At 71.7% G+C, this 13,881-nt stretch carries 12 protein-coding genes, 2 tRNA genes and 1 pseudogene; 5 read left to right on the top strand and 10 right to left on the bottom strand.

What is annotated here, in order from left to right:
- Positions 1-134: 134 nt before the first annotated feature.
- Positions 135-2,351, top strand: coding sequence for an elongation factor G-like protein EF-G2 (locus ACH4DX_RS30010; RefSeq protein ID WP_398157432.1), 2,217 nt, complete (start codon positions 135-137; stop codon positions 2,349-2,351).
- 234 nt (positions 2,352-2,585) lie between these two features.
- Entirely contained in the window at positions 2,586-4,241 is a 1,656-nt protein-coding gene (locus tag ACH4DX_RS30005; protein WP_398121777.1) for a hypothetical protein, read from the top strand.
- 119 nt (positions 4,242-4,360) lie between these two features.
- On the opposite strand, the gene ACH4DX_RS30000 is transcribed toward ACH4DX_RS30005, so the two are convergent.
- The 4 genes from ACH4DX_RS30000 to ACH4DX_RS29985 form a co-directional block, all read right to left on the bottom strand.
- Positions 4,361-4,921 (bottom strand): HIT family protein, encoded by a 561-nt coding sequence (locus ACH4DX_RS30000; RefSeq protein WP_398121776.1) that lies wholly within the window; start codon positions 4,919-4,921, stop codon positions 4,361-4,363.
- Positions 4,922-4,986: 65 nt separating this feature from the next.
- Positions 4,987-6,969: a threonine--tRNA ligase gene (gene thrS, locus ACH4DX_RS29995; protein WP_398121775.1), complete on the bottom strand. Its 1,983-nt coding sequence runs from the start codon at positions 6,967-6,969 to the stop codon at positions 4,987-4,989.
- Between the two features lie 128 nt (positions 6,970-7,097).
- Entirely contained in the window at positions 7,098-8,357 is a 1,260-nt protein-coding gene (locus ACH4DX_RS29990; protein WP_398157513.1) for a hypothetical protein, read from the bottom strand.
- Positions 8,354-8,920, bottom strand: a complete 567-nt coding sequence (locus ACH4DX_RS29985) for a DUF4365 domain-containing protein (RefSeq protein ID WP_398157431.1) — start codon at positions 8,918-8,920, stop codon at positions 8,354-8,356. The genes ACH4DX_RS29990 and ACH4DX_RS29985 overlap by 4 nt, the downstream gene beginning before the upstream one ends.
- 165 nt (positions 8,921-9,085) lie before the next feature.
- On the opposite strand from ACH4DX_RS29985, the gene ACH4DX_RS29980 reads away from it, so the two are divergent.
- Complete coding sequence (locus ACH4DX_RS29980; protein ID WP_398121773.1) at positions 9,086-9,811, top strand: 3'-5' exonuclease; 726 nt, start codon at positions 9,086-9,088, stop codon at positions 9,809-9,811.
- An 81-nt stretch (positions 9,812-9,892) separates the two neighbouring features.
- Here the strand turns inward: ACH4DX_RS29980 and ACH4DX_RS29975 are convergent.
- From ACH4DX_RS29975 to ACH4DX_RS29960, 4 genes are all read right to left on the bottom strand, one after another.
- Positions 9,893-9,964, bottom strand: a tRNA-Val gene (locus tag ACH4DX_RS29975).
- A 16-nt stretch (positions 9,965-9,980) separates the two neighbouring features.
- Entirely contained in the window at positions 9,981-10,451 is a 471-nt protein-coding gene (locus tag ACH4DX_RS29970; protein ID WP_398121772.1) for an SRPBCC family protein, read from the bottom strand.
- A 212-nt stretch (positions 10,452-10,663) separates the two neighbouring features.
- Positions 10,664-10,735: transfer RNA gene (locus tag ACH4DX_RS29965), tRNA-Val, on the bottom strand.
- A 115-nt stretch (positions 10,736-10,850) separates the two neighbouring features.
- Complete coding sequence (locus ACH4DX_RS29960) at positions 10,851-11,297, bottom strand: TIGR02611 family protein (RefSeq protein ID WP_398157430.1); 447 nt, start codon at positions 11,295-11,297, stop codon at positions 10,851-10,853.
- 191 nt (positions 11,298-11,488) lie between these two features.
- Between ACH4DX_RS29960 and ACH4DX_RS29955 the strand changes: the two genes are divergently transcribed.
- Positions 11,489-11,902 (top strand): SsgA family sporulation/cell division regulator, encoded by a 414-nt coding sequence (locus ACH4DX_RS29955; protein WP_003959770.1) that lies wholly within the window; start codon positions 11,489-11,491, stop codon positions 11,900-11,902.
- Positions 11,903-12,163: 261 nt separating this feature from the next.
- Positions 12,164-12,727, top strand: a pseudogene (locus tag ACH4DX_RS29950) (CGNR zinc finger domain-containing protein); the annotation flags it as partial.
- A gap of 127 nt (positions 12,728-12,854) precedes the next feature.
- Here ACH4DX_RS29950 and ACH4DX_RS29945 read toward each other — a convergent pair.
- Together ACH4DX_RS29945 and ACH4DX_RS29940 are read right to left on the bottom strand one after the other, a co-directional pair.
- Positions 12,855-13,064 (bottom strand): hypothetical protein, encoded by a 210-nt coding sequence (locus ACH4DX_RS29945; protein WP_398157429.1) that lies wholly within the window; start codon positions 13,062-13,064, stop codon positions 12,855-12,857.
- Between the two features lie 229 nt (positions 13,065-13,293).
- A complete protein-coding gene (locus tag ACH4DX_RS29940; protein WP_398157428.1) occupies positions 13,294-13,737 on the bottom strand; it encodes a hypothetical protein in 444 nt (147 codons plus the stop codon).
- Positions 13,738-13,881: the final 144 nt, after the last annotated feature.

Raw genomic sequence — 13,881 nt, 5'->3', positions numbered from 1 at the left:
GTGCAAAGCTCGAAAGCACCGCGGGCGTCGCCGGAGCCGCCCCCGCACGCTCGGGTCCCGTGCGTCCGCGCACAGCCAGCATCCCTGAGGGGGCTGCGCCTCCTCAGCCATGCGCACGACCGGGAGGCCAAGGCATGGGCGACAAGGCGAACGCACACCCCGGAGCCGCCGGCAGGGCAGCGACGGCCGACCACCCCGCGTCCGTACGGAATGTGGTGCTGGTCGGCCACAGCGGATCGGGCAAGACGACACTGGTGGAAGCCCTCGCGCTGACGGCGGGGGCGGTGAACCGGGCGGGCCGGGTGGAGGACGGCACCTCGGTCTCCGACTACGACGACATCGAGCACCGCCGACAACGTTCGGTACAGCTGTCCCTCGTGCCCGTCGAATGGGGTGGCTACAAGATCAATATCCTGGACACCCCGGGATACGCCGACTTCGTCGGTGAGCTGAGGGCCGGTCTGCGCGCCGCGGACGCGGCCCTTTTCGTGGTCTCGGCGGCCGAGGGCGCCGAGGGCATCGGCGGCGCGACCCGCATGGTGTGGGAGGAGTGCGCGGCGGTCGGCATGCCACGGGCCATCGTGATCACGCACCTGGAGACCGCGCGCTCCGACTTCGCGGCGATGACGCGCTCCTGCGCCGAGGCCTTCGGGGCCGACGACCCCGACGCCGTCCTGCCGCTGTACCTGCCGCTGTACGGCGAGCAGGGACCCGACGGGCACGCTCCGGTGACCGGCCTGATCGGGCTGCTCTCGCAGCGGGTCTTCGACTACGCGTCGGGCGAACGCAAGGAGTCCGAACCGGGCCCCGACCAGCTGCCCGTCATCCAGGAGGCGCGCAACCAGCTCATCGAGGGGATCATCGCCGAGAGCGAGGACGAGTCCTTGATGGACCGCTACCTCGACGGCGCGGACATCGACTACGAGACGCTCGTCCAGGATCTGGAGCGCGCCGTCGCGCGCGGCGTCTTCCACCCGGTGCTCGCGGCCGCGCCCGCCGTCGAGGGCGCCCGCCAGGGCATCGGCACCGTGGAGCTGCTCGACCTGATCACGGGCGGCTTCCCGACCCCGCTGGAACACCCCGCCCCGGCCGTCACCACCCCCGAGGGAAAACCCCGCCCCGCCCTCACCTGCGACCCCGACGGCCCCCTGGCCGCGGAGGTCGTGAAGACCGCGTCCGACCCGTACGTGGGCCGCATATCGCTGGTCCGCGTGTTCTCCGGGACCCTGCGCCCGGACGAGACGGTGCACGTCTCCGGGCACGGGCTCGCGGACCGCGGTCACGAGGACCGCGCCCTCCACGAAGCGGACGAGCGCGTGGGCGCCCTGTCCTCGCCCTTCGGCAAACAGCAGCGCACGCTCGGCCGGTGCATCGCCGGCGACCTGGCCTGTGTGGCCAAGCTCAGCCGCGCCGAGACCGGCGACACCCTGTCCGCCAAGGACGACCCGCTCCTGATGGAGCCCTGGGACATGCCCGACCCGCTGCTGCCGCTCGCGATCCAGGCACACAGCAAGGCCGACGAGGACAAGCTGTCGCAGGGGCTCTCCCGGCTGGTGGCCGAGGACCCCACCATGCGGCTCGAACAGAACCAGAGCACCCACCAGGTGGTCCTGTGGTGCCTCGGCGAGGCGCACGCGGACGTCGCCCTGGAGCGGTTGCGCAACCGCTACGGAGTGCAGGTCGACCTGGTGCCCCACAAGGTCTCCCTGCGGGAGACGTTCGCGAACAGGTCGGCGGGCCGCGGCCGCCATGTGAAGCAGTCCGGCGGCCACGGCCAGTTCGCCATCTGCGAGATCGAGGTGGAGCCGCTGCCGGGCGGCAGCGGCATCGAGTTCGTCGACAAGGTCGTGGGCGGCGCCGTGCCGCGGCAGTTCATCCCGTCCGTCGAGAAGGGCGTCCGCGCCCAGGCGGCCAGGGGCGTCGCCGCGGGCTATCCGCTGATCGACGTGCGCGTCACGCTGCTCGACGGCAAGGCGCACTCCGTGGACTCCTCCGACGCCGCGTTCCAGACGGCGGGCGCCCTCGCGCTGCGGGAGGCGGCCGGCGACACCACCATTCATCTGCTGGAACCGGTCGCCGAGGTGCAGGTCCTCGTCGCCGACGAACACGTCGGGCCGGTGATGAGCGACCTCTCGGGGCGGCGCGGCCGGGTCGTCGGCACCGAACAGGCCCCTGGCGGGCGCACGGTGGTGCGGGCCGAGGTCCCCGAGATCGAGATCGGGAGATACGCCGTCGACCTGCGGTCCCTCTCGCAGGGCACCGCCCGCTTCAGCCGGAACTACGCCCGGCACGAGCCGATGCCGCCGCAGCTGTCCCAGAGGATCCGTGAACAGGCGCAGGGCTCCGCGTAGTTGACGCACACGTGACCTGAACCGGCCGGATGCCGCCTGTTCCGCCCCCGTCGGACGGGTGGCATTCGGCGACCCTCTGCCGGATGTCAGTACGCACCTATACGCTGATGACCTGATCAGTGGCCGTGCCCGCCAGGTCGGCAGGTGTGGCGGTCCACGCGGTCGGGAATTTTGGGGACAACGCAGTCGGGAAGAGCCGTGGCGCCGAGCGCGGCGCGGCGATGGGGGCGGCAGGTGGCGGACGACGTATTCGACTTCAGGCCGGGGGCCCAGGTGCCTTTGGCGGGCGCCGCGGGACAGACCGCGGCGACGCAGGCCCTGGCGTCGGCGGCGTATCGCGACGGCGAGGTCGACGACATCCTCAAGGCCAACAGCGACTGGCACAAGTCGGTGGTGAAGCCCGGTCTGTGGTCGCTGTGCAAGCCCAACCTGGGCGAGGCCTTCTCGCGGACCGTGCAGGTGCGGATGCTCGGCGGCGCCCGTCCGGCGCTCATCCAGTCCTTCGGCACCGAACCGCAGGTGGTCGTCGAGCACTGCCTCGCGGCCAATCGGATCCGCAGGCAGCGCGACAGCTGGCTGACGGCGGTCATGGCCCTGTGCGGGCTGCTCTTCCCGCCCGGCCTCCTCGCCTGGCTCCTGGTGTTCACGGTCCGCAGATGGGTCACCAAGCAGAAGGACAAGCGCACCCACGCCATCGCCACGGCGCTGCTCGTGGCCCTCGGCGTGGTGGTGGCCGTCGTGCTCATCAAGCTGCCGTTCGACGGCTTCTGGGCCTGGTATCTGCGCCTGTGCGCCGTCGCGCCCGTGCTCGGCTGGTTCTGGGCCAAGCACGTGGCGGAGGGCACCGCGAGGGATCTGCGGGAGCGCTGGGACAGCCTGCTCGCGGGCGGCGGCATCGGCGCGAAGATCCCCGAGGCGGTCCCCGGCAGCCCGGGCGAGACGGCTGCCGAGCGGCTGCGCCAGGGCCTCGCCCGCCTGTCCGCGGAGCAGCAGTCCAACTCCGTCTTCTACGCCGGACCCAAGGGAATACTGGGCATGGGCACCCGCTGGGGCAGCTGGCAGCTCGCCGAGGAGCTCACCCCGCGGGACGACGACAAGGAGATCAACCCGTTCCGCAGCTGGGACGTGATACGCGCGGTGCACGACCAGCTCCGCATGCTGGAGCGCGGCCCCCTGCACACCGGCGGCTTCCCCAAGCCGTCGATAAAGCACTGGATCGTCACGCCCATCGGCGAGAACGCGGGCTCGGTGTCCCGCCCGTCGGGCACGGACGTCGAGGCCTTCCAGATCAAGGGCCACGAGATACAGCGCATCTGCAACGAGCAGCAGTTCGGCAGCGGCGACCGCCACTACCTGGGCGTGCAGTTCACGCTCTGGGACGGCCAGCTGGTGATCACCATGCTGATCACGGTGACGGTGCTGCACGAGACGCTGCGCATCGAGGTCACCGGTCACGCCCTCGGCCCGGTGCACTCCCTGTTCACCAGCAAGCCCTCGCCCAAGACGAAGACGGTCAGCAAGACCATCAGGTTCTGGGAGACCAAGACCCAGCAGCTGCCGCTCGTCGACGCCCAGGAAGTGGTGCGCCTCGCGGTCCGCGCCCCCTTCACCTGGTATCCGCCGATCCTCGACTATCTGGGCGGCAAGCTGGTCCTGCCCGAGCCGTTCGGTCTGCGGCACGCCTGGGCGGACAAGCCCTGGCGGCACCGCTTCATGGCCGACGACGCGCTGCGCGCGGCCACCCCGGTGCTGCGGGTGGTGCACTCGGCGGCGCTGAAGGTCCTGGAGGAGAACGGCGTCGACACCGACCGCTTCGGCGCCCGCGCCACGTTCCTGAGCGGCGCGGTGCAGGACCCGGCCCCGAAGCAGGCGGATGTGTACAACGCGTAGGAGTCACCGCCGGGCCGGGACGACGGGAGACGACGAGAAGGGCCCGGGCGACGCGGCGCACCGTGTGCGTGCCGCATCGCCCGGACCCTTCCGCCGTTCTCCCGGGCGCGCCCGGGGCGCTAGCCCTTCGGCCAGGCCTCCGCCAGCATCCCGCGGGTGTCCGCGAGCAGTTGCGGCAGCACCTTGGTGTGCCCGACGACCGGCATGAAGTTCGTGTCCCCGCCCCAGCGCGGCACGATGTGCTGGTGCAGATGCGCGGCGATGCCCGCGCCCGCGACGCTGCCCTGGTTCATGCCGATGTTGAAGCCGTGCGCCCCGGACGCGGTGCGCAGGGCCGTCATCGCCTGCTTGGTCAGCTCGCCGAGCTCGGCGGTCTCGGGCCCCGTCAGCTCCGTGTAGTCGGCTACGTGACGGTAGGGGACGACCATGAGGTGCCCGCCGTTGTACGGGTAGAGGTTCAGGACCGCGTACACGTGCTCTCCGCGCGCGATGACGAGCCCGTCCTCGTCCGACTTGGCCGGGATCGAGCAGAAGGGGCAGCCGTCGTCCGCACCCGGACCGCTGGGCTTGTTCTCCCCCTGGATGTACGCCATCCGGTGAGGCGTCCACAGGCGCTGGAACGCGTCCTGAGTGCCCACTCCGATCTGCTGCTCCGGCTCAGTCGTCATGCTGTGCAGCATATGACTTCGCTCGTCCGCAGCGTGCCGCCGGGGCGGGCCCCGGCGGCACTGGGCGCGCGCCCCCGTCAGACCTGGACGCGCTCCTCGACGGCCTTCACGATCTTCGCGATGGCCTCGTCGACGGGGATGCCGTTCTCCTGCGAGCCGTCGCGGTAGCGGAAGGACACGGCGCCGTTCTCCATGTCCTCGTCGCCCGCGATGACCATGAAGGGCACCTTCGCCTTCTGCTGGTTCCTGATCTTCTTCTGCATGCGGTCGGAGGAGGCGTCCACCTCGACCCGCAGCCCCTGAGCGCGCGCCTTCTCGGCGAACTCCCGCAGGTAGGGGATGTGGGCGTCACCGATCGGGATGCCGACCGCCTGCACCGGGGCCAGCCAGGCGGGGAAGGCGCCCGCGTAGTGCTCGAGGAGCACACCGAAGAAGCGCTCGATCGAGCCGAACAGGGCGCGGTGCAGCATCACGGGCTGCCGGCGCGAGCCGTCCGCGGCGGTGTACTCCAGGCCGAACCGCTTCGGCTGGTTGAAGTCGACCTGGAGGGTCGACATCTGCCAGGAGCGGCCGATCGCGTCCTTCGCCTGTACGGAGATCTTCGGGCCGTAGTACGCGGCGCCGCCCGGGTCGGGGACCAGCGGCAGGCCCTGCTTCTCGGCGGCCTCGCGCAGCGCATCGGTGGCCTCGGCCCAGTCCTCGTCGGAGCCGATGAACTTGTCCGACTCGGGGTCGCGGGTGGACAGCTCGAGCTCGAACTCGTTCAGGCCGTAGTCGCGCAGCAGGTCGAGGACGAAGGTGAGGAGCTTGTCCAGCTCGTCCGCCATCTGCTCCTTGGTGCAGTAGATGTGCGAGTCGTCCTGGGTGAAGCCGCGCGAGCGCGTCAGGCCGTGCACGACGCCCGACTTCTCGTACCGGTAGACGGTGCCGAACTCGAAGAGGCGCAGCGGCAGCTCGCGGTAGGAGCGCCCGCGCGACTTGAAGATCAGGTTGTGCATGGGGCAGTTCATGGCCTTGAGGCGGTAGTTCTGCCCGTCGAACTCGATGGGCGGGAACATGCCCTCCGCGTAGTGCGGCAGGTGCCCCGAGGTCTCGAAGAGGTGCTCCTTCGAGATGTGCGGGGTGTTCACGAACTCGTAGCCGGTCTCCTCGTGGCGGCGCCGCGAGTAGTCCTCCATCACCTTGCGGACGACGCCGCCCTTGGGGTGGAAGACGGCGAGGCCGGGGCCGAGCTCCTCGGGGAAGGAGAACAGGTCCAGCTCCGAGCCGAGCTTGCGGTGGTCGCGCTTCTCGGCCTCGGCGAGGAACTCCAGGTGCGCCTTCAGCTCGTCCTTGGACGGCCACGCGGTGCCGTAGACGCGCTGGAGCTGCGGGTTCTTCTCACTGCCCCGCCAGTAGGCGGCGGCGGAGCGCATCAGCTTGAACGCCGGGATGTTCCGGGTGGTGGGCAGGTGCGGGCCGCGGCAGAGGTCCTTCCAGCACAGCTCGCCGGTCTTGGCGTCGAGGTTGTCGTAGATGGTCAGCTCGCCGGCGCCCACCTCGGCGTCCGCGCCGTCGGCGGCGTTCGCGGCGTTGCCCTTGAGGCCGATGAGCTCCAGCTTGTACGGCTCGTCGGCGAGCTCGACGCGGGCGTCGTCGTCGTTGGTGACGCGGCGCGAGAAGCGCTGGCCCCGCTTCTGGATCTCCTGCATCTTCTTCTCGATGCGCTTGAGGTCCTCGGGCGTGAAGGGCTCGGCGACGTCGAAGTCGTAGTAGAAGCCGTCACGGATGGGCGGGCCGATGCCGAGCCTGGCGTCGGGGAACAGCTCCTGCACGGCCTGCGCGAGCACGTGCGCGGTGGAGTGGCGCAGGATGTCGAGACCGTCCGGGGAGGAGATCTCGACGGGCTCGACGACCTCGCCGTCGGCGGGCGCGTACGCCAGGTCCTTCAGCTCGTCGCCCACGCGGGCGGCCACGACGGTGCGCTCGCCGTCGAAGAGCTCGGCGGCCGTAGTGCCCGTCGTCACCACGCGCTCTTCCCGCTCGGAATCGCGTTGGATGATCACACGGACGTCTGACACCGGTCTCTCCTGCCTGAAGGGGGCTGCCCTGCTGGTACGGGGCCTGCGGCAGATCTGCTCCTGCGCGCGCAACGAATCGTACCGAGCCGGGGGCGCCCAGAGCGAAACGGTTGTCCAGGGCGGCGGGCTCAGTCCTCGCCGCACGCCTCCTCGAAGAAGTCCAGGTTCTCCTGGAGCGACTTCGTGAGACGGTCCCGTTCGGCGTCGTCCACCTGGACCGGCACCACGCCGGCGGCCCCCGTGAGCCTGCGGAAGCCGCCCCGGCTCTCGAGGCGGCCGTGCAGCCGGATCGGCAGGCCGACCAGGTGCGCGTGCCCGGCGATGCGGTAGTCCTCCTCGTCCAGGGACATCCGCACGTGCGGGATCTCCGCGCCGGCGAGCACCCGCACCCGCACCGTGCCCCGGCCCCGCGGTCCTGAGCGCCGCATGCGCACCACGGTCCCGGTGATCCGCACCGGCACCGCGGGTTCGGCGCGCAGATAGCGGGCGGCGGCCTCGCGCAGGACGGGCAGGTCGCCGGGCGAGAACTCGACCGGGTCGGCTGCCGCGGCGCACCCCTCGGGGACGCCCGCCGCGGGTGCCCACCGCACGCCGACCCCGGCGCCCTCGGTGCCGCGGACGAGGGCGATGACGGCTTCGACCAGTTCATGGCTGACGCCCGCGCCGACGGCGCCGTCGAAGGCGTCCATGCCGCCGGTGGCCCGCCGGTAGTCGACGGCTTCCCGGGCCGCGTACAGCGCCTGGTGCAGGCGCACGGCCAGCGGCCGTCCGGCGGGTACGGGCAGGTAGGCGGTCAGGCGGCGGCCGTCGGGCGCCGGGCCGACCAGGACGCCCTCCAGTGCGGCCGCGGCGGGGCGGCGGTGCCGCGCGCCGTAGTACCCGGCGCGGGCGTGGGTGGCGAGCGCCCCGGCGAGGAGCAGCCGGCGTGCGGCGCCGCGCAGCTGTTCCTCGGCGGTCCAGGGCGCGGTGCCCGCGGGGCCGCTCGGCACCTCGCGCCACCAGGAGATCTCGTCACTGGGCACGGCGAGGGCGACGAGCACGTCGCGGGCGGACGGCGACGAGCTGCGGGCGAGCGCGGTCAGGGCCTCACCGATCAGGTCCTCGCTGTCGGGGAAGGAGCGGCTCTCCGGCACGAGCAGGCTGGTGCCGCCCGCGCCGGGCCCCGGCGGGGTCCAGCGGGAGTAGTGCCCCGGGGTGCCGCCCCGGCGGTGCCAGCCGTGCCGGGCGAGCAGCGCGCCGAGCACGGCGGGGTCGACCGCCGCGGGGTCGGGCGGGTCCGGCGGGGCGGTCGGGGTGTGGCCGGGGCGGGGGCGCGGACCCGGCCCGGCCGGGCGGTCGGGGTGTGGCCGGGGCCGGGGCGCGGGCTCCTCGATCGGGCGGTGCATCAGGGTCTCCCTCCCGTCCCGACGCGCGTCATGATCTCGCAGAGCGCCCGGTCGTCGAAGATCCGCGTGGTCGGGACACGGATGGTGGTCCTTCGACGGCCCGTCACCGGGTGTCCGGCGAGGTTGGTCCAGTAGCAGCAGTGCCGCAGGTCGAGCCGGTCGTGCCCGGCCCGCAGCCAGTCGTCGCGCGAGCGGGGCACGATCATCACCACGAGGATCTTGTGCACCGACACCGGAGTGCGGGCGAGCTTCACCAGGTGCGCGTTGTCCAGGGTGAAGGAGAAGGCGGGCCCCGCCGGGCGGGGCGGGAGCTGGTAGGTGCACTTGAGCTGCACCTTGATGGTGACTTCGTCGTCGACCGTGTGCCCGGGGGCGCTGTGGCTGACGTGCCAGTCGATGCCGTTGTCCGGGAACGGCTGGGAGAGCGAGCACCCCGCCGCCGCGGCGACGGCGTGCAGATAGCCCACCTGAAGGGTCTCCATACAGGCGGTGGTGGCGAGATTGCCGCGCGGCGGTGCGATCCGCCCGGGCAGCAGCCCGCCCTGTTCGGGCTGCGCGAGCGCCATGTCCCTGAAGCCTTCCGAACCGGACGATCCCGTTCGGGCGGGTCGGCGACCGCGCCCGGTAACTGTGTTGTCTCCGGGCCGGGTTCGGCGCAAACGGCCCGGGTATCACCAGCGTGGGCGGTTACGCAGGCCAACTGCCGACGTGGATCGAGGAGTTGCGTCAGGATGACGTGCTGGTACGAGGGGCCATTGGCCGCATTCGACACGGAGACCACGGGTGTCGACGTCGAGACCGACCGGATCGTGTCGGCCGCCGTCGTCGTGCAGAACGGCGCGGGGGCCCGGCCCCGCGTCACCCGCTGGCTGGTCAATCCGGGCGTTCCCGTGCCCGCGGGCGCCACCGCGATCCACGGGCTCACGCAGGAGCATCTGGAACGGACCGGGCGCTGGCCCGCTCCGGTCATGGAGGAGATCGGCCGCGAGCTGGCCGAGCAGGGCGCGGCGGGACGGCCGCTCGTGGTGATGAACGCGCCGTTCGACCTGACGCTCCTCGACCGGGAGTTGCGCAGGCACCGGGCGTCGTCGCTCGCGCGCTATCTGGAGAGCCATCCGCTGTGCGTCCTCGACCCGCGCGTCCTGGACCGCCAACTCGACCGGTACCGCAAGGGGCGGCGGACCTTGACGGACCTGTGCGCGCACTACGGCGTGGAGTTGTCGGGCGCCCATGACGCGGCGGCCGACGCGCAGGCCGCGCTGGATGTCGTACGGGCGGTGGGGCGCCGTTTCTCCGGCCGTCTCGAGCGGTTGTCCGCGGCCGAGCTGCACACCCTCCAGGCCGTGTGGCACGCGTCCCAGGCGCGCGGTCTCGAGGCCTGGTTCACGCGCAGCGGTTCACCGGAGGCGGTCGACCCGGCGTGGCCGCTGCGCCCCGAACTGCCCGCGGCCGCCTGAGCGTTGCCGCACGGCTGCGGGGAGCGGCGGGCGGGCATGAAAAAACCGGTCCGTCGGAAGGACGGACCGGCATTCTCCGGGTGGGCGATACTGGGTTCGAACCAGTGACCTCTTCGGTGTGAACGAAGCGCTCTCCCACTGAGCTAATCGCCCGGGCGCACGGAGAACACTACAGGTCCCGGCGCCGTTCGTTCAAACCGCTGCGCAGGTACGCGGCGAGGCCGCGCCGGCCCGCCCGCATCATCAGGGCGTGATTGAGCAGGAACAGCGGCCTGCCGGGCACCGCGAGCCGCCGCATCAGGGGCTTGCGCACGTCGACCTCCTGGTCGTACGTCGCCCGGCTGCCGCCGTCGGCGGCGGCGACCGTCCAGCGCGCCCAGCCCTCGAGGTCGCCGGTCATGGAGATCTCCAGGACGCCCCGTCCGGGGTCGCGGTGGCGCTCCGTCGCGGTGATCACGAGGTCGTACGGGAGCAGCGAGCGCAGTCGCGCGGTGCCGTCGTGTCCGCCGAGCGTGGCCACCTCGCGCACCTGTGGCCACCACCGCGCGTAGTCCTCGGCCCGTTCGAGGACGCCGTACACCGCCGCGGGCCCGGCGGGCAGATTCCAGACGCTGCGGAAACGGTAATGACACCAGTCCATGACCCCTAGTGTGCGGCCGGTTCGATATCCGTGCGACAGAACGGACGGGTCGTCAACTCGAAGAAATAGGAACGAGTTATTCCGGAGGGGTTCGTACGGGGTGTGAATTTCCGTGAATGGGCGTCACATACGGCTCCGGGCATGACGGTGGCCCCGGGCCGACACGACTGTGGCCCGGAGACCGTTTCCAGTCTCCGGGCCACAATCCCGGGTGGGCGATACTGGGTTCGAACCAGTGACCTCTTCGGTGTGAACGAAGCGCTCTCCCACTGAGCTAATCGCCCGGGCGCACAGAGAACATTACCCCATGTCAGAGGGTGCCCCCGACCACCCCGACCAGGACGGTCGGCGCTTGGGCCGGAGCGGCGCCGACGGCGCCCGCTCCCCGCGCGCGGCACGTCACTGGTCGTTGATCTTCCACGGCATCTCGATGCCGAACTTCCACAGATAGATGCCGACGAGCGCGGCGACGATCACCAGGCCGATCACCGTGAGGATGATGTTGCGGCGGCGCACCCGTGGGTCGAGAGCGCGCTGTGCCGCCTCCGTGACCTTCCGCTTCGTCCAGCGCAGCACCAGCTGCGCCCAGACGAACTCGGTCGCCCAGATCGCCATGCCACCGAAGATCACGACCCAGCCCGGTCCCGGCAGGGGCAGCATGATGATGCCGGCGACGACCACCGCCAGACCCACGATGAACACGCCGACCTGCCAGCTCAGGTGCAGTGTGCGCCGGGTCTTGATGAACTCCGGCGCCCTGGACCCGAAGGGCTTCTCGGCTTTGACCTGCTCGGCCACGTCGTCGACGGCCGCCGCCACCTTCGACTCGTCACTCCCCGTATTCATGCAGCCAAACCCTACCGGACGGAAACCCGTCACCGGAATGGGCGTACGAAGCAATCGGACAGTCCGCCATACGAGGCCCCTAAAGCCACCCAAAACTCTCAGAGGGGTTTACAACGGCACCGTAGGTGGCATGTCGATTTCGCCGACGTGCGAATCCCCGAGCGCACACTGAGCGAAAGGCCCTGGCGCTTATGAACACCACGGTCAGCTGCGAGCTGCACCTGCGCCTCGTTGTGTCGAGCGAGTCCTCACTGCCTGTACCCGCAGGACTGCGGTATGACACGGCCGATCCCTATGCCGTGCACGCCACCTTCCACACCGGAGCCGAGGAGACCGTCGAGTGGGTATTCGCCCGCGATCTCCTCGCCGAGGGCCTGCACAGGCCCACCGGCACCGGCGACGTCCGCGTCTGGCCGTCCCGCAGCCACGGTCAGGGCGTCGTCTGCATCGCCCTGAGCTCCCCCGAGGGCGAGGCTCTGCTCGAGGCCCCGGCGCGGGCCCTGGAATCGTTCCTGAAGCGTACCGACGCGGCCGTGCCACCCGGCACGGAGCACCGCCACTTCGATCTCGACACGGAGCTCTCGCACATTTTGGCCGAAAGCTAGTCCGGCCACGTCCGGGAGCCGCAGGGCGCCGTCCGACTCGGGGCGACGGCGCGGGTACGCGCGCGAACGAGCAGGAAGCGACACACAACGCCACAACGGCAGGCAACAGGCACCGGCGCCGGTGCCGCGGATTCCCGCGGCACCGGCGCCGTGGCGCGCACGGCACGAGCCGCTAGCATCGGCCAGCATCGGCGGGCGCCCTCCCCCACGCTCTTGATGAGCGGAGGGGGGACCCACTACCCCCAGGCCAGGGAGCGAATCGTGCTGATCACCCACGACACCCGGTGTGCGCTCGACGCCGTGGTCGATCTGGTGAACTCCGCGCCAGACGAAGAGAACGGCGGCAGCGGCGACGGTCTCGCGGACCTGGCGGCGCTGCACGGCTTCGTGCAGCGGCACGCGATCAGCGACGTCGGCGTGCTCTCGGAGAAGGACCTGGCGGCGGTGCACGGCGTCCGCGACCGTTTCGCCGAGGTCTTCGCCGCCGGGGAGCCGCACCGGGCGGTCGCCCTGATCAACGATCTGGTCGCCGCGGCGGGCACCACGCCGCGCCTCACCGACCACGACGGCTACGACTGGCACGTGCACTACTTCGCGCCCGGCGCCTCCGTCGCCGACCACCTCGCCGCCGACTGCGGGATGGCGCTCGCCTTCTTCGTCGTCGCGGGCGAGCAGGAGCGGCTGCGCCGGTGCGAGGCGCCGGACTGCCGCAGGGCCTTCATCGACCTGTCCCGGAACCGCTCCCGCCGCTACTGCGACAGCCGCACCTGCGGGAACCGGCTGCACGTCGCCGCGTACCGGGCCCGCCGCAGGGAGGCGGCGGGCCTGGAAGGCGACGCGCCCGACGCACCCGGGGCGCACGACGCCCTTGAGGCACACGGAACGCACGGGTCCGGAGCCGGAGCCGGAGCCGTGTCAGGAGCCGGAGCCGAAGCCGGAACCGTAGCTAGGCCTAGAGGAGCAGCAGATCGTGCAGTGACGCCATGAGGAGCAGGCTGCCGATCACCGCCAGGAAGATCATCAGCGGTGGTTGCGAGAGCGCGAAGAGGCAGCCCCGCGGTTCGTCGGCGGTCCCGCGCCCGTCGGCGGTGCCTCGGCCGTCGTCGGCGGTGCCCCGGCCGTCGGGCTGGGCGGGATCGCTCTGTGTGGTGGTGTCCAGCATCTCGCGGAGATGATGGCGCAGCGCGGACCCCGCTCTTTACCAACACGCACGGCCCGACGGGCAGTTCGCCGCATTCCGTGACGTCAGCGGGCCCGGCGCGGCGCACCCCCGAGCGGAGTCCGTGGATACGCTCGAACGGGATCCCGGCATGTGGAACGCCGGGCCGTGCCGTCCGGGCGGGACCGGGGCCCGGCTCTGCTTCCGGGGCGGGGGCCGGGGCCGGGGCCCGTCAGATCCCGTGCTTCTTCAAGATGGCCTCGATGTCGCTGAAGTCCTCCGCCGGCGCGGCCTTCTGTCTGGCCGCGGGCGCGGCCTGCGGGCGGGCGCCCTGACCCAGGGACGGCGCGGACGCGGCGGGGGCGACGGCGTCGCGGCGGGCGGCCTTCGCGGCGGCCCTGCGCTCCTTGCGGGTGCCTCCGGAGCGGCGCTCCACCGCGCGCGTGGCGAGGAACAGCAGCCAGGCCGCGCCGAGCACCCCGAAACCCGCCCAGGCGACGGGGCTGAAGGCGGTCTCGGCCGCCCACTCCACCGCCCCCGTCATGACCAGGCCGACCGGAACGAGGGCGTACGCGGCGAGGCGGGCCGCGGCGAGGAAGCGCCTGCGATACGCCGTGACGGCCGCGATGCCGAGGCCGGCCGCGGCTACGGCGGAGCAGATGGTCTCGGCAATCATCCCGGTCCTCCAGGCGTACGGGCACGGTGCTGTGTCGCTTGTGTCCCTTCCATCCTGCACCGGGAGCGGTGCCGGAGGCCACGGCCGCAGCCGACATCAGGGAGATATCCGGGTAGCGGCTCCTCCCCAGGTCCCGGTCGGTGG

The sequence above is a fragment of the Streptomyces sp. NPDC017940 genome (assembly GCF_044328435.1).
GTDB lineage: Bacteria > Actinomycetota > Actinomycetes > Streptomycetales > Streptomycetaceae > Streptomyces.
Note: the sequence above shows the minus strand (reverse complement) of the source record. Positions and strands in the feature narration are given on the sequence as shown.

What these genes read in the sequence shown, in the direction of transcription:
- ACH4DX_RS30010 (WP_398157432.1), top strand. Translation starts at nt 135, where the DNA reads ATGGGCGACAAGGCGAACGCACACCCCGGAGCCGCCGGCAGGGCAGCG.
- ACH4DX_RS30000 (WP_398121776.1), bottom strand. Translation starts at nt 4,921, where the DNA reads ATGCTGCACAGCATGACGACTGAGCCGGAGCAGCAGATCGGAGTGGGC.
- ACH4DX_RS29985 (WP_398157431.1), bottom strand. Translation starts at nt 8,920, where the DNA reads ATGGCGCTCGCGCAGCCCGAACAGGGCGGGCTGCTGCCCGGGCGGATC.
- ACH4DX_RS29980 (WP_398121773.1), top strand. Translation starts at nt 9,086, where the DNA reads ATGACGTGCTGGTACGAGGGGCCATTGGCCGCATTCGACACGGAGACC.
- ACH4DX_RS29970 (WP_398121772.1), bottom strand. Translation starts at nt 10,451, where the DNA reads ATGGACTGGTGTCATTACCGTTTCCGCAGCGTCTGGAATCTGCCCGCC.
- ACH4DX_RS29960 (WP_398157430.1), bottom strand. Translation starts at nt 11,297, where the DNA reads ATGAATACGGGGAGTGACGAGTCGAAGGTGGCGGCGGCCGTCGACGAC.
- ACH4DX_RS29955 (WP_003959770.1), top strand. Translation starts at nt 11,489, where the DNA reads ATGAACACCACGGTCAGCTGCGAGCTGCACCTGCGCCTCGTTGTGTCG.
- ACH4DX_RS29945 (WP_398157429.1), bottom strand. Translation starts at nt 13,064, where the DNA reads ATGCTGGACACCACCACACAGAGCGATCCCGCCCAGCCCGACGGCCGG.
- ACH4DX_RS29940 (WP_398157428.1), bottom strand. Translation starts at nt 13,737, where the DNA reads ATGATTGCCGAGACCATCTGCTCCGCCGTAGCCGCGGCCGGCCTCGGC.